Annotated in this window: 19 protein-coding genes, 1 other RNA gene and 1 pseudogene; 14 read left to right on the top strand and 7 right to left on the bottom strand. The window is 65.5% G+C overall.

The features are described from left to right. Positions 1–43 precede the first annotated feature (43 nt). The 3 genes from JWP60_RS11595 to trxA form a co-directional block, all read right to left on the bottom strand. Positions 44–301, bottom strand: coding sequence for a type B 50S ribosomal protein L31 (locus JWP60_RS11595; RefSeq protein WP_299790904.1), 258 nt, complete (start codon positions 299–301; stop codon positions 44–46). A gap of 231 nt (positions 302–532) precedes the next feature. After that, positions 533–1798 (bottom strand): transcription termination factor Rho, encoded by a 1266-nt coding sequence (gene rho / locus JWP60_RS11590; RefSeq protein ID WP_299790901.1) that lies wholly within the window; start codon positions 1796–1798, stop codon positions 533–535. A gap of 183 nt (positions 1799–1981) precedes the next feature. Next, positions 1982–2314: a thioredoxin TrxA gene (gene trxA, locus JWP60_RS11585; RefSeq protein ID WP_299790898.1), complete on the bottom strand. Its 333-nt coding sequence runs from the start codon at positions 2312–2314 to the stop codon at positions 1982–1984. A 155-nt stretch (positions 2315–2469) separates the two neighbouring features. Here trxA and JWP60_RS11580 point away from each other — a divergent pair, with 155 nt between their 5' ends. Together JWP60_RS11580 and JWP60_RS11575 are read left to right on the top strand one after the other, a co-directional pair. Beyond that, the gene (locus JWP60_RS11580) at positions 2470–4944 is read left to right on the top strand and encodes a PD-(D/E)XK nuclease family protein (protein WP_299790893.1); all 2475 of its coding nucleotides are present in this window, start codon (positions 2470–2472) and stop codon (positions 4942–4944) included. A gap of 1 nt (position 4945) precedes the next feature. Beyond that, positions 4946–8179 (top strand): UvrD-helicase domain-containing protein, encoded by a 3234-nt coding sequence (locus JWP60_RS11575; protein ID WP_299790890.1) that lies wholly within the window; start codon positions 4946–4948, stop codon positions 8177–8179. 7 nt (positions 8180–8186) lie between these two features. Here the strand turns inward: JWP60_RS11575 and JWP60_RS11570 are convergent, their stop codons facing one another. Both JWP60_RS11570 and JWP60_RS11565 read right to left on the bottom strand, forming a co-directional pair. Beyond that, entirely contained in the window at positions 8187–8813 is a 627-nt protein-coding gene (locus JWP60_RS11570; protein WP_299790887.1) for a hypothetical protein, read from the bottom strand. A 212-nt stretch (positions 8814–9025) separates the two neighbouring features. Further along, the gene (locus JWP60_RS11565; RefSeq protein WP_299790884.1) at positions 9026–9472 is read right to left on the bottom strand and encodes a hypothetical protein; all 447 of its coding nucleotides are present in this window, start codon (positions 9470–9472) and stop codon (positions 9026–9028) included. Positions 9473–9875: 403 nt separating this feature from the next. Here JWP60_RS11565 and JWP60_RS11560 point away from each other — a divergent pair, with 403 nt between their 5' ends. From JWP60_RS11560 to JWP60_RS11545, 5 genes and pseudogenes are all read left to right on the top strand, one after another. Beyond that, complete coding sequence (locus JWP60_RS11560) at positions 9876–10535, top strand: alpha/beta hydrolase (protein WP_299790881.1); 660 nt, start codon at positions 9876–9878, stop codon at positions 10533–10535. After that, positions 10528–10719 (top strand): annotated as a pseudogene (locus JWP60_RS11555) (helix-turn-helix transcriptional regulator); the annotation flags it as partial. The gene JWP60_RS11560 and the pseudogene JWP60_RS11555, both read left to right, overlap by 8 nt. 90 nt (positions 10720–10809) lie before the next feature. Next, complete coding sequence (locus JWP60_RS11550; RefSeq protein ID WP_299791206.1) at positions 10810–11757, top strand: ImmA/IrrE family metallo-endopeptidase; 948 nt, start codon at positions 10810–10812, stop codon at positions 11755–11757. Positions 11758–11839: 82 nt separating this feature from the next. Beyond that, positions 11840–12469, top strand: a complete 630-nt coding sequence (locus JWP60_RS26760) for a DUF4433 domain-containing protein (RefSeq protein WP_363320841.1) — start codon at positions 11840–11842, stop codon at positions 12467–12469. A 47-nt stretch (positions 12470–12516) separates the two neighbouring features. Then, positions 12517–13536, top strand: a complete 1020-nt coding sequence (locus tag JWP60_RS11545; protein ID WP_299790878.1) for a macro domain-containing protein — start codon at positions 12517–12519, stop codon at positions 13534–13536. A gap of 92 nt (positions 13537–13628) precedes the next feature. Here the strand turns inward: JWP60_RS11545 and JWP60_RS11540 are convergent, their stop codons facing one another. Together JWP60_RS11540 and ffs are read right to left on the bottom strand one after the other, a co-directional pair. Continuing rightward, the gene (locus tag JWP60_RS11540; protein ID WP_299790875.1) at positions 13629–15530 is read right to left on the bottom strand and encodes an endonuclease NucS domain-containing protein; all 1902 of its coding nucleotides are present in this window, start codon (positions 15528–15530) and stop codon (positions 13629–13631) included. Positions 15531–15867: 337 nt separating this feature from the next. Further along, positions 15868–15964, bottom strand: an RNA gene (ffs, locus tag JWP60_RS11535) — signal recognition particle sRNA small type. Between the two features lie 63 nt (positions 15965–16027). Between ffs and dnaX the strand changes: the two genes are divergently transcribed. The 7 genes from dnaX to JWP60_RS11500 all read left to right on the top strand — a co-directional run bounded on the left by dnaX (position 16028) and on the right by JWP60_RS11500 (position 22122). Further along, complete coding sequence (gene dnaX, locus JWP60_RS11530) at positions 16028–17869, top strand: DNA polymerase III subunit gamma/tau (protein WP_299790873.1); 1842 nt, start codon at positions 16028–16030, stop codon at positions 17867–17869. A gap of 11 nt (positions 17870–17880) precedes the next feature. Continuing rightward, complete coding sequence (locus JWP60_RS11525; RefSeq protein WP_299790870.1) at positions 17881–18204, top strand: YbaB/EbfC family nucleoid-associated protein; 324 nt, start codon at positions 17881–17883, stop codon at positions 18202–18204. 3 nt (positions 18205–18207) lie between these two features. Beyond that, the gene (recR, locus tag JWP60_RS11520) at positions 18208–18801 is read left to right on the top strand and encodes a recombination mediator RecR (protein ID WP_299790867.1); all 594 of its coding nucleotides are present in this window, start codon (positions 18208–18210) and stop codon (positions 18799–18801) included. After that, on the top strand, positions 18798–19223 hold the full coding sequence (locus JWP60_RS11515) for an MAPEG family protein (protein WP_299790864.1): 426 nt from the start codon (positions 18798–18800) through the stop codon (positions 19221–19223). Before recR ends, JWP60_RS11515 begins: the two co-directional genes overlap by 4 nt. Positions 19224–19371: 148 nt before the next feature. Further along, positions 19372–20409, top strand: a complete 1038-nt coding sequence (locus JWP60_RS11510) for an ABC transporter substrate-binding protein (RefSeq protein WP_299790861.1) — start codon at positions 19372–19374, stop codon at positions 20407–20409. Further along, on the top strand, positions 20409–21233 hold the full coding sequence (locus tag JWP60_RS11505; RefSeq protein WP_299790859.1) for an ABC transporter ATP-binding protein: 825 nt from the start codon (positions 20409–20411) through the stop codon (positions 21231–21233). Before JWP60_RS11510 ends, JWP60_RS11505 begins: the two co-directional genes overlap by 1 nt. Before the next feature lie 58 nt (positions 21234–21291). Next, positions 21292–22122 (top strand): ABC transporter permease, encoded by an 831-nt coding sequence (locus JWP60_RS11500; protein ID WP_299790857.1) that lies wholly within the window; start codon positions 21292–21294, stop codon positions 22120–22122. The last annotated feature ends 131 nt before the right edge of the window (positions 22123–22253 follow it).

The raw sequence follows: 22253 nt of genomic DNA, 5'->3' as shown, positions 1-22253 counted from the left end.
AAAGGCAGCCGGAGCTGCCTTTCGACGGGGTGAGCCGTTCTTCTTACTTGGCGGCGGGCTTGCCGAACTTCTTGAAGAACTTGTCGACCCGGCCGCCCATGTCGTTCACGGACTTCTGGGTGCCCGTGTAGAACGGGTGCGATTCGCTGGAAGTGTCCAGCTTGAAGAGCGGCAGTTCACGGCCGTCTTCCATGGTGATCTTGTCGCGCGCCGAAACGCAGGAACGCGTGACGAACTTGAAACCGTTCGACAGGTCCTGGAAACACACGTCGCGGTAGCCGGGGTGAATGCCGTCTTTCATGGGATGTCCTCTAGTCGTTGCGGCAGCCGCGCCAGGACATCTGGCGTACTTTCCGTGAAGCCTTCAATTATAGCGTGGTGGTGGAAGGCCGTTGAAAGACCAGCAACCGGACGCAGAAGGCGCGAAAGTCACGCAGAAGCCGCAGAAGAATCCATCAAAAAAGGATTCGAGTTTTCTGCGACTTCTGCGCTACTTCTGCGCCTTCTGCGTCCGGATATTGGCTTTTAAAGCTCAGCCCCCCCGCCGCATCATGTCGAAGAACTCCACGTTCGTCTTCGTGGCCTTCATCGACTTCAGGACCATTTCCATCGCTTCGATCTCGTCCATGTTGTACATGAACTGGCGCAGGATGCGGGTCTTCTGCAGGATCTCGGGGGCCAGCAGCAGTTCTTCGCGGCGGGTGCCCGAGCGATTGAGCTGGATCGAGGGGAATACGCGCTTTTCGTACAGCCGGCGATCGAGGTGGAGTTCGCAGTTGCCGGTGCCCTTGAACTCCTCGAAGATCACTTCGTCCATGCGCGAGCCGGTGTCGATCAGCGCGGTGGCGATGATGGTCAGCGAGCCGCCTTCTTCGACATTGCGCGCCGCGCCCAGGAAGCGCTTGGGCCGCTGCAGCGCGTTGGAGTCGACGCCGCCGGTCAGCACCTTGCCGGAAGAGGGCACGACGTTGTTGTAGGCACGGGCGAGGCGCGTGATCGAGTCGAGCAGGATCACCACGTCCTTCTTCAGTTCGACCAGGCGCTTGGCGCGCTCGATCACCATCTCGGCGACGTGCACGTGGCGCGCGGCCGGTTCGTCGAAGGTGGACGCGATCACTTCGGCCTTGACCGAGCGCTGCATGTCCGTCACTTCTTCCGGGCGCTCGTCCACCAGCAGCACCATCATGTGCACGTCCGGGTGGTTGGCTGCAATGGCGTGCGCCATGTGCTGCATCATCACCGTCTTGCCGCTCTTGGGCGGCGCGACGATCAGCGCGCGCTGGCCCTTGCCGATGGGCGCGATGATGTCGATGACGCGGCCGGTGACGTTCTCCTCGCCCTTGAGGTTGTCGCGTTCGAGGCGCATCTGTTCGCGGGGGAACAGCGGCGTCAGGTTCTCGAACATCACCTTGTGCTTGTTGTCTTCGGGCAGCCCGTCGTTGACCTTGTCAAGCTTGGTCAGCGCGAAGTAGCGCTCGCCGTCCTTCGGCGTGCGCACCTCGCCCTCGATCATGTCGCCGGTGTGCAGGTTGAACCGGCGCACCTGCGAAGGCGAGATGTAGATGTCGTCGGTGCTTGCCGTGTAGCTGGTGTCGGGGCTGCGCAGGAAGCCGAAGCCGTCCGGCAGGATCTCCAGCACGCCATCGGCGAAGACCTGTTCGCCGGCGCGCGCGCGCTTCTTGATGATGGCGAACATCAGCTCCTGCTTGCGCATCCGGCCGGTGTTCTCGATCTCGAGCTCTTCGGCCTGCTTGAGGACTTCGGAGACGTGCAGCGCCTTGAGTTCGTTCAGGTGCATGGAATGACCCCTTCGGGGCAGATGTTCTTGAAGGTCTGGGGAGGTTCGTTGCGGGGCGAGAGCTGCCCTGCGAACCGGTTTCGATTGGCCTGCTTGGGTAGGCAGACCAGTGATGGTGCGGATTATGCCGCAAAAAAAAAGAAAACGGGGCCGGCCGGCCCCGTCGCGTGTCAGGCGAATCCCTTACGCGAGCTGCTGGTCGATGAAGGCGGTCAGTTGCGCCTTGCTCATGGCGCCCACCTTTGTCGCGGCCAGCTGGCCGCCCTTGAACAGCATGAGCGTCGGAATGCCGCGGATGCCGAACTTGGCCGGGATGTCGCGGTTCTCGTCGACGTTCATCTTGGCGATCTGCAGCTTGTCCTTGTACGACTGCGAGACCTCGTCCAGGATGGGCGCGATCATCTTGCAGGGACCGCACCACTCCGCCCAGTAGTCCACCAGGACCGGCTTGTCGGCCTGCAGGACGTCGGACTCGAAGCTGGCGTCGGAGATGTGCTTGATCAGGTCGCTGGCCATGGTTTCCTCTCGATGTGCGGGACTCACGCCCGCTACGGCTACAGTCAGGGCATTGTGACAGAAACCAAGTCCCCTCGCCGGGCGCGGAGCTGAGGGCCTTTGCTATGGATGCGATAGCAGTTCCCCATCCATCCGCGCGCCACTGGCGCGAACTCATGCAACGACTGGCGGCCGCCATCACGGCCCGCGGCGCCCATGCCGCGCGTACCGTCGTGCTGCTGCCGTACGCCCAGCTGATGCCCGTGGCGCGGCAATTCTGGGCCGCGCTTGCGCCCACCGGTTTCGCGCCGCGCTTCGAGACCACGATGAACTGGGCGCGCCAGTGCGCCTGGGAGCCGGGCGAACTGGATCTCTCCTTCGAGATCGGCCGCGACCTGCTGGCCGCGCGCGGCTGGCTGGAGCAGGGCGGCTTGCGCGCGCAGGCCGATGCGCTGGCCGGCCTGCTGGTCGAGGCCGCCTGGCAGGCCGCCGAGGCGGCGCGCGCCGTGCCGCCCGCCGATCGCGCGGCGTGGGCCGAAAGCTTGCGCCCGCAACTACCCCAGGGCATGGAGGCGCCGGCGCTGGCCACCGAAGCGGCGATCGCGCGCATTGCCTTCGAATGGGCGGCCGCCTCCAGTTATGCGACCGACGCACTGCTCGATGGCCGCTTGACGCGCGAGGTCGACCTGCTGCTCGTGCTCCAGGGTTTCCAGGCCGAGCCGGTGCCGCGCGCGCTGGTGGAGCAACTGGGCGAGCGCGCGCTTGCCTGGCCGCTGCCCGCGCCAGCGCCAGTGGGGACCATCGCGCTGCATGCCGCGGCCGACGCCACCGAAGAAGCCGAGCGTGCCGCGGCCTGCGTGCTGCAGCGCCTGCACTCCGGCGAAGTGCCGGTCGCCCTGGCCGCGACCGATCGCGTGCTCACGCGCCGCATCGGCGCCCTGCTGTTCACGCGAGGCGTGCGCGTGCACGACGAAACCGGCTGGAAACTTTCCACCACGCGTGCCTCCGCGCATGTGATGGGCGCATTGCGCGCCTGCGCCTGGGATGCAACGGCGGATGCCGTGCTCGATTGGCTGAAAAACGTGCCTGCTCTGGCGGGCGGCACCGTGCAGGGCGTGGAGCGGCGCGTGCGCCGCACCGGCCAGCGCGAATGGCGCATGCTGCGCGAGGGCGACTGGGGCGGCTCCGAATCCGCACTGGGCGCTGTGCAGCGCGTGGCCGGGTGGCGCGAGCTGCTGCAGTCCACCCGCACGCTCACGCAATGGCTGGACGCCACGCGCGCGCTGCTGCAGCAGACCGGTCAATGGGACTTGTTGCGCGCCGATGCCGCCGGCCTGAAGATCATCGAGGCTTTGCGCCTCGAGGACGGCGCAGCGACCGACTGGAGCGGCTGGTCCCTGGCGCAGCGCCGCCTGCCCCTGCGCGAGTTCACCGCCTGGGTCAACGAGGTGCTGGAGGGCGTGAGCTTCGTGCCGCCGCATGCGGGCGACGAGCAGGTCGTGGTGCTGCCCCTGAGCCAGTTGCTCGGGCATCCCTTCGCCGCGCTGGTGCTTCCCGGGTGCGACGAGCGCACCCTCCCTGCGTCGCCCGAGCCGGCGGCGGGGTGGTCGCAGGCGCAGCGCCGGCTGCTGGGGCTGCCCTTGCGCGAGGACCTCGAAGCCGTGCAGCGCGCGGCCTGGCAGCACGCATTGCAGGCGCCCAGCGTCGACATCCTCTGGCGCGCGAGCGACGACACCGGCGAGCGCACGCTGGCCAGTCCGCTGGTGCAGCAGCTCGTGGTGCAAGGCGTCGGCGCTCCCGCGGACGACCCCCGCGCCCTGCGCGAGGAGCAGGCCGTGCCGGTGGCACCGCCCATGGTGCAGGCGGCGCAGCTCGCGCCCAGGCAGCTCTCGGCCACGAGCTACGAGGACTTGCGCCGCTGCCCCTATCGCTTCTTCGCCCTGCGCATGCTGGGCCTGAAGGAAGCCGACGAGATCGAGGGCGAGGTGGACAAGCGCGATTTCGGCACCTGGCTGCACGGCGTGCTCAAGTCCTTCCACGAGGAATTGCAGCAGCGCGGCGCGCTTGGCCACGAGGAGCGCGCGGCCATGCTGGATCGGCATGCGCGCGCCGGCATAGCCAGCCAGCGCCTGGGCGAGGGCGAGTTCCTGCCTTTTGCCGCGGGCTGGCCGGCGGTGCGCGAGGGCTATCTCGCGTGGCTGGCGCAGCACGAGGCCGCGGGCGCGGTATTCGAATCGGCGGAAAGCGAACACAAGGCGCAGCTCGGCGCCGTGACGCTGCAGGGACGCATCGACCGCATCGACCGCACCGCCGGTGGCGGCACGCTGGTGATGGACTACAAGACCGAGAGCCTGCAGGCCACGCGCGACCGCATGAAGACGCCGCTGGAGGACACGCAGCTCGCCTTCTATGCGGCGCTGCTGCCGCAGGCCGACCTGCAGGCGGCCTACCTGAACATCAGCGAGCGCGGCGAGGTGAAGGCCGTGCCGCACGAACAGCTGGCGCTGGGTGCCCACATGCTGCAGGAGGCCATCACCTCCGAGCTGCGCCGCATCGACGAGGGAGCGCCGCTGCCGGCGCTCGGTGAAGGGCGCGTGTGCGACTTCTGCGCCGCGCGCGGCCTGTGCCGCAGGGATGGCTGGAGTGAGTGACATGAGCACGCTGCCGGCCGGACCGGCCTATGAGCACAACGGCCGCACGGTCAGGCGCGAGCAGTTCTATGCGATCGCCTGCGACCCGCGCCGCCACGTGGCGGTCGAGGCCTGCGCCGGCGCCGGCAAGACCTGGATGCTGGTGTCGCGCATCGTGCGCGCGCTGCTGGCCGGCGCGCAGCCGCACGAGATCCTGGCGATCACCTTCACCCGCAAGGCGGCCGGCGAGATGCGGCAACGCCTGCAGGAGTGGCTGGCGCAGTGGAGCGGCGCGTCCGATGCCGAACTCGCCGAGGCCCTGCGCGCCCGCGGCGTGCCGCACGCCGATGCCGACCTGCGCGAATCGCTGCGTGCCCTCTATGCATCGCTGCTGCAATCGGGGCGGCCGGTGCAGATCCGCACCTTCCACAGCTGGTTTGCCTCGCTGCTGCGCGAAGCGCCGGTGGCGGTGCTGCAGTCGCTCGGGCTGCCCACGCGCTTCGAGCTGCTGGAGGACGACAAGGAGGCGGTGGCCCGCGTCTGGCGTAGCTTTCATGCGGAGGTGGAGCGCGACTCCGCAGCCCGTGCCGACTACGAATGCTCGGTGGCGGCGCATGGTCGCTTCAACACGCTGAAAGCGCTGGAGTCGGCACTGTCCAAGCGCGTGGAATTCGCGATGGCCGACGCACACGGCGTCGTGGACGATTCGGTGCGGCCGTTTGCCGATCGCTTTGCGCAGTTTGCCGGGCTCGCGCGTCCCGAGGAAAGCCTGGCCAGCGAAGGCGCGCGCCGGCGCTGGCTGGAGCGCGCTCGCGCCCTTGGCGCCGAGAAGGCGAAGACGCCGCAGGCCGCCGCCGACGCCATCGTGCTGGCCTTCGAGGGCGAGGACCTGGCGCAGCGCCAGCGCCTGCTGCGCGAGGCGCTGTTCGTGGCCAGGGAGGACCGGCTCAAGACCAATCTTGCCAAGTTCGCGGCGGCGCAGGAGGCGGAGGAAGAACTGCAGCAGCTCTGCGCGGCCTGCGCGCAGCACGAGGCCTGGCTGCATCACGGCCGCATCGCGCGCCTGGCCCGCCTGCTGTTGCAGGCCTATGCCGCGCTCAAGCGCGAGCAGGGCTGGGTGGACATGAGCGACGTCGAGCGGACCGCGCACGTGCTGCTGTCGGATCCGGTGCTGGCCGGCTTCGTGCAGGAGCGGCTGGACCAGCGCGTGCGCCACCTGCTGATCGACGAATTCCAGGACACCAACGCGCTGCAGTGGCAGGCGCTGCATGCCTGGCTCTCCAGCTATGCCGGCGCGGGCGGCGACGGCCCGGCGATCTTCATCGTCGGCGATCCCAAGCAAAGCATCTACCGCTTCCGTCGCGCGGAGCCGCAGGTCTTCCTGGCCGCGCAGGATTTCATCGCCCGCGACCTGGGCGGCGACCGCCTCAGTTGCGACCACACGCATCGCAACGCGCCGGAGGTGCTGGCCGCCGTGAACGCGGTGATGCAGGGCGCCGAGCGCGAGGCCCTCTATTCGGGCTTTCGCGCGCACACCACGCAGTCACACCATGCCGGATCGGTGCTGGCCTTGCCGCCGATCCCGCGCCCGCCCAAGGAGACGCCGGTCGACCAGGGCCCCGCCTGGCGCGACAGCCTGACGGTGCCGCGCGAGCTGCCCGAGGAGCGCCTGGTCACGCTCGAATGCCGTCAGGCCGCCGCCTGGATCGCGCGTCAGTTGCAGCACGGCATAAGGCCCGCCGACGTGATGGTGCTGGCCCGCCGGCGCGAGCGCCTCTCGGTGCTGGAGGACGAACTGCGCACGCTGCACATCGCCGCGCAGCAGCCGGAGAAGACCGACCTGTGCGAAGCGCCCGAGGTGCAGGACGTCGCCGCGCTGCTCGACGTGCTGGTCTCGCCGGGCCACGACCTCTCGCTGGCGCGCGCGCTGAAATCGCCCCTGTTCGGATGCAGCGACGACGCGCTGGTCGCACTGGCGCTGCGGGCCAGGGAGAACGCCGGGCGCAGCTGGTTCGACCTGCTGCAGCAGGAGCAGGAGCTGCCCGCGCCGCTGCCGCAGATCGCCGCGACCTTGCGCCAGTGGCAGCGCTGGGTGCAGGTGCTGCCGCCCCACGATGCCCTGCAGGCGATCTACGACCAGGGCGACCTGCTGGCGAAATTCGCGCGTGGCGCGCCGGCGCCGCTGCGTGCCTCGGTGCTGGCCAACCTGCAGGCGCTGCTGGGGGCGGCCCTGCAGGTCGGTGGCGGCCGCTATCTCACGCCCTATGCGCTGGTGCGCGCGCTCAAGGCCGGCGGCATCCGCGGGCCGGCGGTGGCCGCGCAAGATGTGGTGCGCCTGCTGACGGTGCACGGCGCCAAGGGCCTGGAAGCATCCATCGTGGTGATGCTCGATACCGACAGCGCGCCCTCGCGCCCCGAGACCATGGGCGCGCTGTGCGAGTGGCCGGGGGAAGCGCCGGCGCCGTGGCGCTTTGCCTTCCTGGCCAGCGAAAGCCGGCCGCCCGCCTGCAGCGTCGATGCCCTGGCGCTGGAGCAGGCGGCGCGCGGCCGCGAGGAACTGAACGCGCTGTACGTGGCCATGACGCGGGCCGAGCGGCAACTGGTGATCTCCTCGGTGGTGCCCCTCACCGCGCCGGCGGCGCCGACCTGGTGGCAGCGCCTGCTGCCTTGCGCGACGCAGATCGCGGCGCCCGAGGCCGTTGCCGCTGGCGACGATCGCGGCCGCCAGGCCGTGTTCGCGCTGCGCGTGGTCCCGGCGCCCGCCGAGGCCAGCGTGCTGGAATGGCTGCGCCCCGCGGCGCCGCAGGACAGCAGCGCCTCACGCCTCGGTGAGGCGATGCACCGGCTGCTGGAGACCTGGCCCGCGCGCGGCGAGCCGACGCCCGCGCAGCTGCGCGATGCGCAGCGCCGCTTTGCCCTGGATGCCGCGGCGGCGCAGCAGGCGCTGGCGATGGCGACGCGCATCCGTGCGGGTGAGGGCGCTTGGGCCTGGGATGGCGCGCAGGTGGACTGGCACGGCAACGAGGTGGAACTGCACTTCGCCGGCGAACTGCTGCGGCTGGACCGGCTGGTGCGCCGGCGCGACAGCGGCGAGTGGTGGGTGCTGGATTTCAAGTCGGCAGCACAGCCGCAGCGGCAGCCGCAACTGCTGGACCAGATGCGGCGCTACCGCGAGGCGGTGAGCGCCGCGAATCCGGGCGCGGTGGTGCGCACTGCTTTCCTCACCGCGCAGGGCACCGTGGTGCCGGTGGCCTGAAGCGTGGTCAGAAGCTGGTGCGGTAGTAAAGCATCGGCCCGCCGTCCTTGCGCTTGACCGAGATGCGGGCGCCGCTTTCCAGCTGCATGCCGATGAAGCCGCCGTCGAGGCTGAGGGGGCCCTTGCTGGGAGAGAGGTTCAATTCGACGCGGGCGCCGTAAACCGGCTCGCGCGACTGGGCCAGCGTGTATGCGTCTTCGTCGGAGCTCATGCGGCGCCAGGCGGTGATGTCGATCTGGCTGCTCTGCACGCGCTGGCTCCAGCGCAGGCCGAAGTCGACGCTGGTGCGCGGCGGCGGCAGGCCCAGCAGCGGCGACCGGTTGCTGAAGCCGCTGACCCCGACGACGGCGCCGAGATTGGAGCTGGCCGTGGGGAACAGCGACAGGTCGATGCGGGGTGCCTGGAAGCCCGAGTCTTGCGCCTCCAGGCGGGGCAGCGCGCTGGTCTGCACCTGCACGCGCACCGACTGCTCGGCGCGCGCATTGGCCACCACCGCATCCGCGGTCTTCTGTTGTTGCGCCTGCACCGACCCGCACCCGATGCCCAGGGCCACCAGCGCGAATGCGGCGCAAGGCGCGAGCGGTTTCTGGCAACGACTCCCGGCGCTGTGGCCGGTGACTGCGACCTTCTCCATGACTCACCTCCCAGTGATGCGATCCAGTCTAGGCGCGGCAATAAGGGGAAGTTTGTGGGAAGTTGCGTTAGTAGCTTGTAAGAAGGAGGATGGCAGAGGCAGCGGCGGCGGCGGACACGCGCCAGATTGGGGCTGTGGCGCCTTCGCGTGCGCTGGGCAGGAAACCGCATGGATGGTTGCTGCCCCGCCCGACGCCAGACAGCACCTACATGTCAGGCCCCGATGTGGTGCCAGCGTTTTTCCGGCACCTTGCGCAGCGCCCCGAGTACCTGCGGCAGCACGCCTTGCGCGTCGGCCCATACCAGGTGCTCGCGCAGGCGACTGCGCAGCTGCAGCGCCGGCAGCTGCGCCCATTCGGCCGCGGTCATGGGCACCGGCGACAAGGTGCTGCTCTTGTTCGGAAGATAGTCCCAGACCTGCTTCCAGATGGCGGGCAGGGGGCATACGCGGTTGTTGCGGCGCACTTCGAGCAAGGCGTCATCCAGGCTCACGCCGGCGGACGGCTCGTTGGCCGGGGGCGCCGGTTCCAGGTGTCCCGGCCGCGTCGTCTCGACGCCGTGTTGCTGCTGCAGGCGCAGGGCTTCGAACAGGGCCCACGCCGTGTCGGTGTCCTTCTCGACGACCTCCACCGCGCGCTCCGCGTCCCCGGGCTGGCGCAAGCTTGGATCTCTCCTCGATTGACTCACCGACTACCCTCTCGTTTTGATTGTGGGGGCGACTCTACGGGAGGGGGAGGGGAATGGGAATCGGCCGGGGGAGGGGATGGCAAATAGGCGACAGGGGGCGTGTCGCCGCGAGCTCCAGGGCCTTGCACATGTCGTAGATCGTGAGCAGGGCGACACTAAGTCGCTGATTCATAAGGCTAGAGGTGGTGCCTCTGATGCCGCTTTGTCCATCTTGGTTGGACAAAATGTGGACAGACACTTTCTGCCACGCGCAATCTTAGCCAGCCAACACCTCGCGCAACCGAAGTGTCGCCAAAACGAAACTATTTTTGAACACCTAGTGCTGAACGAAACATTTCAGGCATAAAATCCGCCAACACGAAACTCAGAGGCTGCCGTGGCTAAACCGATCGAGACTGTTCCGTCGCTACTGGCGCGTAATGTGCCGCGTCCGCTAGTCCTCGCTGTGGAGGAGGCCCTGACCGCAGGTGCTGCACGGGCGTATGCCGGGGCGAAAGGCATGCAGGATGGACATTTGCCGCACGTCGTGGGGCAGCTTCGGCACTTCCACATGAATGAGGCGTTCCATCAAGCGCTGGCGGTCGCGGAGGCGCAACCTACGCCGCTTCGAGGTAACAGTGTGGTGACCGGGCGAACCGGTGTTGTGACGCTGGCGCGTTTCAACATTCCGGAAGGATTCTGGGTCAACGGAAGGCGCAGCAAGACGCGACGCCAAATGTCGCTGGCGAACAGGGCGATCGAGCCTCTGGTTCAGCCGGGCCTGTTTCACACCTACTCGCCCGCTTCGGATGCAGTCGCATTCTTCGTTGCCTGCTTTTCTGGTTCCATTCACGTCCAGCCGGAAGGGCCAGTTTCCGTCCAGATCGCGGTGCCGAATCCGCAGATGACCGGCTGGCTCTATCGTGAACCGCTGTCGGCGTTCCTTGAGCATTACGAGCATCAAGTGCCGGGTGCAGCTGCTGAAGATCGCGCTGTGCCGCGTCTGAAGACCAACGTTATCAAGAAGAACGAGCAGGACGGCACCGGTCATGGCTAGGAATGGTATTCAGGGCTTCGAGGCGGCTCGTTTGAGTCAGGCACTTGCTGCCCGTCGTCTTAGTCAGGTGCAGCTTGCGTCACTCGTTGGCGTGTCGCCGGCAACGATCAGCAAGTGGCGATCGGGCCAGCAGGCCCCGGAAGCAGACGCCCTTGAGCGATTGGCAACGGTGGTGAACGTTACCCCCGAGTGGTTTACCAGGAAGCCCCCACCGCCCGCCGTATCGCCCCCGCTTTTTAGAAGTAATGCGTCTGCTCATGTCGCAGCACGCGCGATGCTCGAACAGAGGCTCCTTTGGGGCCAGGAGCTTGCGGCCGCGTTAGAGGAGTACGTCGACTATCCTGACGTGCTTCTGCCCTTTCGGGAGCATCGGAACCCAGAAGAAATCACGGCGGAGGAGATCGAACGCGCTGCGTGTGAATGTAGAGACATGTGGGGTCTTGGCCGTACGGCAGTTCCTGACCTCGCCCTCGCTGTTGAAGGGGCAGGCGTAATCCTGCTGAGGGAAGAGACCGGTATCGCCCAAATCGAAGGCCTGTCCGCCTGGAGCGGGGCGATGAGTCGCCCATTCATCCTTCTGTCTGCCGACAAAGACAACGGCTATAGAAGCAGGTTTGATCTGGCTCACGAATTGGGCCACCTCATTCTTCACAAGCACATCACGGACCCATCTGACCGGGACCGACACAAGTTGCTAGAGAAGCAGGCTCACTACTTCTCCGGAGCGCTACTTCTCCCGGCAGAGACGTTCGCATCTGAAATCCGCATGCCCGTCACCTTGGACGATCTGCTTCTGCTGAAGCGTCGCTGGGGTGTTTCAGTAGGCGCAATCGTGATGCGGCTTCGGGCACTATCGATCCTTTCCGAGGAAGGGGCGCAAGTGCTCTTCAAGCGGCGCTCTGCTCGTTGGGGAGCGAAATCCGAACCCTTTGATGGCGATCGTCCTCCAGAGCAGCCACGTCTTCTAAGGCGCACTCTCGATCTCCTGATCGAGTCGGGTGTGCTGACGCTCGAATCTATTCCGCGTCAGATTGGTCTTTCGGCTTTGGATGTGCAGATGTTGGCTGGTCTGCCGGATGGCTACTTCGAGGGGAAGGACAACGTCGTACAGATGGCGACCCTTCGACAGCCGACTGAGCCTAGTGCCGGGAACGGGAGTGGCGGGAGTGGCGGGAGTGGTACGGTGGTGCCGTTCCGACTCTCACGTCCCAAGCGTGCCTAGGCCCTTGCGTTTTTTGCAGGGGTGCCAGAGCAGCAGAGACAGACGCGCAAGTCGCGGTTGTGCATTACTCATGCCGACTTAAATGCCAAGAACGCCCGCTAATACTGCGATCTATCACATCACGGACGTGGCGAACTTGCCTCGAATTTTGCAGTCCGGAGGTTTGTACTCGGACGTTGCCTTGACAGCAGTCGGTGGGCCGGCGCAGCAGATCGGCTACGGACATATCAAGCAGCGAAGAATGACTCAACTCCGCGTGGACTGTTGCGGAAATCGGTTTGTGGGAGAGTTTGTCCCCTTCTACTATTGCCCTAGGTCTGTGATGCTGTACACGATCAACATGGGCAACACCGGCTTACCCAAAGGGTGCCAAACGACCGTCGTGCACTTGGTTAGTACTGTAGCGACCGGCATTTCGCTCGGACGTGCGTGGGCCATCTCAGATGGAAACGCGGGTGCCGCTCACGCGACTTTTAGCCCTGATCCTTCTGCCTTAGAGCATCTCGATTGGTCCGCTATCGAGGCAAATTCATGGGGTGGGCGTACTCACCAGAAGGCCGCCGAGTTCTTGGTCGCAGACTTCTTTCCGTGGACGGCGATATCGCATATCGGCTGCCATAACGCCGAGATTCAAGCAGCTGTGACTCAAATGCTTGTCACACAAGCTCACCGTCCCCCAATCTCTGTCAATCGCCACTGGTACTACGGATGATCGAACCTACATCGGGAAACCTGCTTTTAGCTCCGGCTGACGCATTGGTGAACACCGTCAACACCGAGGGCGTGATGGGCAAAGGGATAGCGCTGCAGTTTCGCAACAGCTATCCCGCCATGTACCAGAATTATCTCGACGCCTGCAAATCCGGCCGGATCATGTTGGGAGAGATGCACGTTTATGACTTGGGAGCCATCGGTGATGGACCCCGGTGGATCATCAACTTCCCTACCAAGGGTCACTGGAGATCCAAGAGCAGGATTGCCGACATCGAAGAAGGACTGAAGTCACTCGTACAGACCATCCAACGGCTGCAAATTCGCTCGATCGCGGTGCCTCCGTTAGGTTGTGGAAACGGGGGCTTAGACTGGGCTGAGGTAAAGCCGCGCATCTTGAAGGCTTTTGAAGCATTGCCACAGGTCAAGGTGCTGCTTTACGCCCCCGGCGACGCGCCTGCGGCGGCAGACATGCCGAATGCAACGGCAAAGCCCAAGATGACCTTGGCGCAGGCGACGCTTATCGCTCTCATGAACCAGTACCGTCGTGGACTGCTCGATCCTTTTGTGAGCCTCCTTGAAGTGCAGAAGCTGATGTACTTCATGCAAGAGGCTGGACTCAACCTAAAGCTTAGCTACAAGGCCCATCACTACGGGCCTTATGCGACCAACCTCCGACAGGTCCTAATCCGGATGGAGCAGCACTACCTGCAAGGGTTCGGGGACGGCGAAGACCAGCCAAAGAAGCCCCTGTTGTTGATCAATGATGCGATCGAGGAGTCAGACGACTTTCTCGCTAAGCGGCCTGACGTTCAGGAGCAGATGGAGCGGGTTGCGAAGCTCATTGACGGCTACGAGGACGCCTATGGCATGGAGCTACTCAGCACAATGCATTGGGTGATGTGCCACGATCCTGAGGCAAGGTATTCGTGCGATGCCGCTATTGCGGCGGTACATCGCTGGAGCGGGAGAAAGAGTGAACTCTTGAAGGCGCCTCACTTGCGCAAAGCTTGGGAGCGGCTGAAAGAGCAGCGCTGGGATGACGAGTCCCGCAGTGCAATTCACTAGCTGCGCCCTAGAGCGTGATTGGTTGCTGTCTCACGCCGTCGTGGGCCGCGACCAATGTAAGAAGAGGCGCTGCCGGTTGTAGCTTTAACTTGCTACGTCCGAAAATTCCCCTCCTCGTCTCGATCGTGCATAGTCATGACGCCATTCCAATGAGTGGCGTAGTACTCGCAAACATCATGGCAGAGGTCCGGGAATCTCTCGAAGTACTGCGCAAATCCATCGACGACCTGGCCGCGGGGCTGCCAGCCCAATTCGTCCAGTTCGACGTATTGCTGCTGCCCATTAGCAGTGACGAGTTTGAACGTCTTGTAGCTCATGCCTAAGCTTCTGGCAATCTCCGGATCCCGTGATTCGTAGCCTCCCCAATTTAGATTTAAGAGGAACCTGAACCCATCCCCTTCATAGTAGTCATGTAGGAGCTTCGTAAACGATGGCGAGGCGTCGTTCGGCTGCATCGCGCCGAAAATGATTTCGTCGGGTTCCTCACTTCCCGGCTCAAACAATGCGAGCGTGTAGTCAGGGACGTAACTCTCTCCGTCTGGACGGCTTGCAACCAAATAGAGTGTCAGGCAGAAGTTGCTTGGATTGAACACCCGCAACCTCGCATGCAACTCTGGTCGGTTCGCCGACAGCTCGTCAATCATGCGAAGGAGTTGTAGTCGCCAAGGCGCGTTGTCACGTAAACAGCGTTGGATCCCCGCGCGAACCTCTGCAACTTCAGCCTTCGACGACAGCATGAAGTCTCGGGAGAACTTCTGAGCGCTATTCCCGTCGGTGCCCCGAAGATCGCTGACGATCGCGTCGTCGGCCAGAAGCGAATTCGAGCGAAGGGTGCCGTAACGCCGCACCTCTAAGATCTGCCACCCTTCAGTGTCGAGCAACTTGGTGCCGAATTTCGCGGGGTAACCGATCTCATAGTAGTCTCGTGGAGGTGACGGTTCTACCTCGTACAGCTTCTCGTGCAGTGTGCATAGCCGTTCCTCTCCGGTCATCTCCTCAACGTAAGACTCGAACTCGGCTAAGTCTTCAGATTCCGCGCCCGCACGAATGCCGGCCCAACAATCCTCTTCGCTCATTTGCAGAGTTGCAAAATACAAGAGGAACCTGTGCTCCGGAAGCCACTCCACAATCTCCGTAGAGTTGCGCATCCCCAGCGCACTTCGTTCTTCGTCCCCGCAAATGGCGTCAAGCGCCGCTTTGATACTGGCAGCGCTTGCTTCATGGAAGCCCGCCTGCGCTTCCATGACAATGAGGACGTAGTTGTCGATCCCCTTCGCGGCGCAACTTGCCTCGTATCCCGCAACGCCGCCGTCAAGCGCCGGACGGTCTTCGTAGAGATTCACCTCGTGCCATGGGGCAAAGAGGCGGTCGGCGACGAGGTCTACGGGCGCGACCTTCTCGGCAGACACTGGGATGTTGTTTTCGTCTACCGTGAGCCTGAAGCCCTCGACCTGACAAGTGACTCGCCTCACAAATGATGAGAAGGGAACGAGCAACTCGCGCCATTCTGTCGAGACAACGAGAATGCGGATCTCCGAGTCCCGGGCGCTTAGCGCGGCCTTCACCGCCTCCAGGTACTTCATCACTTCATGAAGTGCCTCGCGGCTTGCCGCGTCGCTTCTCTTTAGCTCGATCAGGACGAACCTACCGGCTGCATCCCGCGCAAATAGGTCAATGAATCCACGGGTTCCCTGCGGGTTCGGGAGGTACTTCTCTATCTCAACGAGTTGAAGTCCCGGCTCAAGCAACTCTAGCCGGGAGCTTAAAGCATCTCGGATTTCAGCCTCATTGCGCTGCATACCTCTACCCCTTGTAGTAGCTTTGGCAGCAAGCACGGCTGGAGCCGAACTTACCGTTGCCTGATGGTAGCGGCTTGTGTGCTGCTTTCCTTTCATCGATGAGGGGTGGACGGATGTACCCGGTACGAAACCGACCGGATAAGGACCCCAGCCGGTGACCACGTCCGAAACCATGCTTGTCACTATTTCGGACATGGCGCAGATTCGCACGTAGTCGTTCCTTCCGCATGACTCATAAGCGCCACGTACGTAGAGGATGCTCGGCGCGCAGGATCGTGCCTTTGCTGATCGTCTCGCACTTGCCGCACCTCCCACGGACAGCACCGCGCACCCGTTGCGGTATGTCGGCTTTGCAGGGCGTCAGCAGTCTGGACTGCGCGTAGGTAGTAGCGCGTCTCGGGAGAAAGGGCCGGACAGGCGCGACATGCGGAGGCTCCACGTTGTGTACGTGGCACCCCAGGTGCTACAAATCTCCCGAACCCGTCACAGTGCCGTAGCCACTGGTTGATCCGCAAGGGACCTGCAAGAAGAAGTTGACGAGCCTTACCCCCGGCACTGGCTCCACAGTTAGGGCTGCTTGGTTCCCCACCTGACCCGGTTGGCCGCTTCACCATGCGGGGAGGCCCGTCAGGGGTCATTGTAGCCGCGATGCAAGGCCGAGTTCGGGGGGAGGCGACCTTTAGAATCGCTGCATGTCGTATCTCGTGCTCGCCCGGAAATACCGGCCCCGGACCTTCACCCAGATGGTGGGCCAGGAGCACGTGGTGCAGGCACTGACGAACGCCTTGCAGCAGCAAAGGCTGCACCATGCTTACCTCTTCACGGGCACCCGCGGCGTCGGCAAGACCACCGTCTCGCGCATCCTCGCCAAGTCGCTCAACTGCCAGGGGCCGGACGGGCAGGGCGGCATCACCGCCGCGCCCTGCGGCGTGTGCCAGGCGTGTACCGACATCGATTCCGGCCGCTTCGTCGATTACACCGAGCTCGATGCGGCCTCCAACCGCGGCGTCGACGAAGTGCAGTCGCTGCTGGAACAGGCCGTCTACAAGCCGGTGCAAGGGCGCTTCAAGGTCTTCATGATCGACGAGGTGCACATGCTCACGGGGCATGCGTTCAACGCGATGTTGAAGACGCTGGAAGAGCCGCCCGAGTACCTGAAGTTCGTGCTGGCCACGACCGATCCGCAGAAGGTGCCGGTCACGGTGCTGTCACGCTGCCTGCAGTTCAACCTGCGGCCGATGGCGCCGGAGACGGTGCAGGAACACCTTGCATCCGTGCTCGAGGCCGAGGCCGTGCCCGCCGATGCGCAGGCCCTGCGACTGCTCTCGCGCGCCGCCCGCGGCTCGATGCGCGACGCGCTGTCGCTGACCGACCAGGCCATTGCCTTTGGCGGTGGCCAGCTGCAGGAAGCGGCGGTGCGGACGATGCTCGGAAGCGTCGACCGCAGCCACGTGTTCCGCCTGATCCAGGCGCTGGCGCAGGGCGACGGCAAGACGGTGATCGACACCTCCGAGGCGCTGCGCCTGCATGGCCTGTCCGCCGGCGCCGCGCTCGAGGAAATGAGCATGGTGCTGCAGCGCATGGCGGTGCTGCAGGCCGTGCCGCAGGCGGACGCTGGCAGCGACGAGGAAGCGGCGGCGATCGCCCGCCTGGCCGCCATGATGCCGGCGGACGAGACGCAGCTGCTTTACAGCATCTGCCTGCATGGCCGCGCGGAGCTGGGCCTCGCCCCCGACGAATACGCGGGGCTGACGATGGTGCTGCTGCGGCTGCTGGCGTTCAAGCCTTCAGGGGAAAAAAAAACTCTGAATGATCCCGGTGGGGTGGCTGCGCCATCCCACCCTACGCGACAACCCGTTCCCGAGAGTAGGGTGGGATCGCGCAGCGACCCCACCGCGCCCGTCACCGGGCAATCTGCCCCCGAACGCAGGGTGGAATCGCGCAGCGACTCCACCATCCCCGCTGCACCCCAACGCCCCGCCGCCCCTCCCGGCCACGTCCTGCCCGTCATCGAACCGCGCCAAACGCCGCCGCGCACCGCCGCCCCCGAGCGCCCCGCCGGCGACGTCATGGGCGTCCCCGTGCGCGTGCAACCCGAGCCGCTGCGCGAGACGGCAACCGGCGTGCCCAGCGTGGTCCCCACGCCCGATGGCGACTTCTGGCAGCAGACCGTGCAGCAGCTCGTCGAGCGCGAGGCGGTCACGGCGCTCGTGCGCGAACTCGCGCTGCAGGCGCAACTGGTCGCGCGCGACGAGGGCCACTGGATGCTGCGCGTGGAGCGCGAATCACTCAACCAGCCGGTGAGCCGCGAGCGCCTGAAGACGGCGCTGCAGGCCGCCGGCCACCCGGTCGATCTCTCGGTGGAGGTCGGCCCCATCAGCGACAGCCCGGCGCGCCGCCTGGCCGTCGCCGCCCACGAGCGCCAGCAGGCGGCCGAAGAGATCATCCACAACGATCCCTTCGTGCAGCGGATGCAGCGCGAGTTTGGGGCGAGAATCGTCCCTGGCAGCATCAAACCCACAGCCAAACACTAGAGAGCGAAACCATGTTCAACAAGGGACAGCTGGCCGGCCTGATGAAGCAGGCGCAGGCAATGCAGGACAACATGAAGAAGGCGCAGGACGAGCTGGCCCTCATCGAGGTCAACGGCGAGTCGGGCGCCGGCCTCGTGAAGGTCGTGATGACATGCAAGCACGACGTCAAGCGCGTCACTATCGACCCCAGCCTGCTGGGCGAAGACAAGGACATGCTCGAAGACCTCGTGGCCGCCGCCTTCAACGCCGCCGTGCGCAAGGCCGAAGAGACCACGCAGGAGAAGATGGGCAAGCTCACTGCCGGCCTGCCGGCCGGCATGAAGCTGCCGTTCTAAGATTTGGCCGAGCCTTCCCTCCAGGGTCTCGTCGAGGCGCTGCGGCGCCTGCCCGGCGTGGGCATGAAGTCCGCCTCGCGCATGGCCTTCCACCTGCTGCAGCACGATCGCGAGGGCGCACACGTGCTGGCGCGCGCGCTGGAGCAGGCGGCCAGCCACGTGCGCCACTGCAGCGAGTGCCACACCTTCACCGAGGACGAGGTCTGTGCCACCTGCCGCAGCCCGCAGCGCGATCGCAGCAAGCTGTGCGTGGTGGAGACGCCGGCCGACCAGGCCGCGCTCGAACGCACGCAGGCCTTCGACGGCCTGTACTTCGTCCTCATGGGCAAGCTCAGCCCCCTCGACGGCATCGGCCCCAAGGAGATCGGGCTGGGCAAGCTGTTCGAGCGGGCCACCAACGGCGAGGTGCAGGAGGTGATCCTCGCCACCAACTTCACCGCCGAAGGCGAAGCCACGGCGCACGTGATCGCCGAAGCCCTGAAGCAAAGAGGCCTGAAGGTCACTCGGCTCGCGCGCGGCGTGCCGGCGGGCAGCGAACTCGAATACGTGGACCTGGGCACCATCGCGCACGCGCTGGTGGATCGGAGAACAAGATGACAACCACGACGATCTACTTCCGCTTCACCGTGGCGTACTGGTGCGTGCTGATCGCGGTGCTGCTGCCATACATCTGCTCGTACATCGCCAAGGCGCACGGCTTTCGCAAGCGGGGCGGTGAAGGCGGTTACGACAACGCGGACCCGCGCGGCTGGCTGGCGCGGCAGGAGGGCTTCAGCGCGCGCGCCAACGCGGCGCAGACCAACAGCTTCGAGGCGCTGCCCTTCTTCATCGGCGCGGTGATCATCGCCCACCAGCTCGGCGCCCCGCAGACGCGCCTCGACATCCTGGCGGTGCTGTTCGTCACGCTGCGCATCATCTACATCGCGATGTACGTGGCGGACCTGGCGACGGCGCGTTCGGCTTTCTGGGCGCTCGCCTTCCTGGTCAACATCGGCATCTTCCTGAGCGGCTGGCACTGAGATGGCAGTCTGTGCGGCAGAGAAACGGGCCTGCGCGAGCTCCTGAACGCGTTACGTGAAAACCCGCACGGGTACGCCCCGATGCGGCTGTGCAGCATGGCTTCTAAGCTGCGCGCGTCCCCAGAAGAAGACGCGAAGAGAGGCTCCCATGAGCGCACCATCCCTGAACCGGCGCAGTTTCACCGTGCTGGCTGCCGCGGCCATCGCCGCCCCCACGCTGCACGCACAAGGCAAGCTCGAGAAGACCAAGCTGGCCATCGCCGTCGGTGGCAAGGCCTCGTTCTACTACCTGCCGCTCACGATCTCCGAGCAACTGGGTTACTTCAAGGCCGAAGGTCTCGACGTCGAGATCTCCGACTTCGCGGGCGGCGCCAAGGCGCTGCAGGCGCTGGTGGGCGGCTCCGCCGACGTGGTGAATGGTGCCTACGAGCACACCATCAACATGCAGGCGAAGAACCTGTTCATCCAGTCCTTCGTGCTGATGGGGCGCGCACCGCAGATAGCGATGGGCGTGTCGACCAAGACGCTCGCGCACTACAAGGGTTTCGCCGATCTCAAGGGCAAGAAAATTGGCGTCACCGCGCCGGGCTCGTCCACCAACATGGTGGCCAACCTGCTGCTCTCGCGTGCCGGCCTGAAGCCCAGCGACGTCAGCTATGTCGGCGTGGGCACGTCGGCGGGTGCGATCAGCGCGATGCGCTCGGGGCAGATCGATGCCATCTGCAACATCGACCCGGTGATGACCATGCTGGAGCAAAAGGGCGAGGTGCGCATCATCAGCGACACCCGCACGCTCAAGGGCACCCACGAGGTCTTCGGCGGGCCCATGCCGGCGGCCTGCTTCTACACGCACGCGGAGTTCCTCAAGAACAATCCCAACACCTGCCAGGGCCTGGCCAATGCGGTCGTGCGCGGCCTGAAGTGGCTGCAGACGGCGGGGCCCAGCGACATCATCAAGACGGTGCCCGAAAGTTATCTGCTCGGGGACCGCGCGCTGTACCTCGCCTCGTTCAACAAGGTGCGCGAGGCGATCGCGCTCGACGGGATCATGCCGGAGGAGGGCGCGCGCACGGCGCTGAAGGCGCTGGCCAGCTTCGAGCCCGCCATCAAACCCGAGCGCATCGACCTGGCGAAGACGTTCACCAACGACTTCGCGCGGCGCGCCAAGGAGAAGTACAAGGCCTGATGACACGCACCGTGTCATCAGCGCTCGAATTCGACGACATCGCCGTCACCTTCCGCGAGCGCGACGACGCGCAGGCGCGCTATACGGCGGTGGCCCACACCAGCCTGGCCGTCGGTGCCGGCGAATTCGTCTCCGTGGTCGGGCCCACGGGCTGCGGCAAGTCGACGCTGCTGAACGTCGGTGCCGGCCTGCTCGAGCCCTCGTCCGGCGAAGTGCGGGTGTTCGGCGAGCCACTGCGCGGCATCAACCGGCGCGCGGGCTACATGTTCCAGACCGAGGCGCTGATGCCCTGGCGCAGCGCGCTGGCCAACGTGATGGTGGGCCTCCAGTACCGCGGCGTGCCCGAGGCGCAGGCGCGCGAACAGGCCCAGGCGTGGCTCACGCGCGTGGGCCTCTCCGGTTTCGGCGACCGCTACCCGCACCAGCTCTCGGGCGGCATGCGCAAGCGCACGGCACTGGCGCAGGTGCTGGCGCTCGATCCCGACATCATCCTCATGGACGAACCCTTCAGCGCGCTGGACGTCCAGACCCGGCAGCTGATGGAAAACGAGGTGCTGGATCTGTGGGCCGCGAAGAAGAAGGCCGTGCTCTTCATCACGCATGATCTCGACGAAGCCATCGCGATGAGCGACCGTGTCGTGGTGCTGTCCGCCGGGCCGGGCACGCATCCGATCGGCGAGTTCGCCATCGACCTGCCGCGGCCGCGCGACGTCGCCGAAGTGCGCAGCGACCCGCGCTTCGTCGAACTGCATGCCCGCATCTGGGCGGTGCTGCGCGACGAAGTCCTCAAGGGCTACGCGCAGCAACTGGGCAAGGCGGCATGAGCCGCCGGGCCGCCCCAAGGCGAATAGTCCCGCAGCGCGTAGTGCGGAGGGTAGTCCAGTGAGCGCCCGGGGCCTCAGCCGGCGTGGCCTGCGCGCCTGGCAGTTCGGTGTGCTGGTGCTGCTGCTGCTGGCCTGGGAGCTCGTCTCACGAACCGACCAGGGCGCGTTCTTCTTCGGCGATCCGGTCGGCGTCGCAGGCCGCATCTGGTCGTGGTTCGTGCCCGTCGACGTGGCGGCCAACCGCTTCTTTCCGGAGGGCTTGCCGGGGCGGGCGGACATCTACCGGCACCTCGGCGTGACGCTGATCGAGACGGTGCTGGCCTTCGCCATCGGCACCGTGCTGGGACTCGCCGTGGGCCTGTGGTTGGCGCTGGCGCCGACGGCGAGTGCCGTCTTCGATCCCTACATCAAGGCGATGAACTCGATGCCGCGGGTGATCCTGGCGCCGATCTTCGCGCTGTGGTTCGGGCTGGGTATCTGGAGCAAGGTGGCACTCGCCGTCACGCTGGTGTTCTTCATCGTGTTCTTCAACGTCTATCAGGGCGTCAAGGAGACCAGCCGGGCGCTGGTCGACAATGCGAAAATGCTCGGCATGGGTGAGCGGCAGCAGCTGCGCCACGTCTATTGGCCATCGGCGCTGTCGTGGATGTTTTCTTCGCTGCACACTGCAGTGGGATTTGCGGTGGTCGGCGCGGTGGTCGGCGAATATCTCGGCTCCGCGGCAGGGCTGGGCTACCTGATCCAGCAGGCCGAGGGGACCTTCGACGTCGCTGGCGTGTTCGCCGGGATGATCGTGCTGTCGGTCTTCGTCATCCTGATCGATCTGGCGGTGACTTTGGCCGAGCGCCGGCTGCTGGTGTGGAAGCCGGTAGCGACGGGGCGGGACTGAATCGCTGTCGTTCCGGGATGCGGTAGACGGCGAAGCCGGCTGGTGCAGGCCCGGAACCCAGAGATGTTCATCGTCCCATCTCGGGGTGCCGGGTTCGCTCGCAGCTTGCGCTGCTCTCGCCCCGGAACGAC

It is taken from the genome of Ramlibacter sp. (genome assembly GCF_028291745.1).
Taxonomy (GTDB): Bacteria; Pseudomonadota; Gammaproteobacteria; order Burkholderiales; family Burkholderiaceae_C; genus Ramlibacter.
This window is presented reverse-complemented; position numbering and strand designations above follow the sequence as displayed.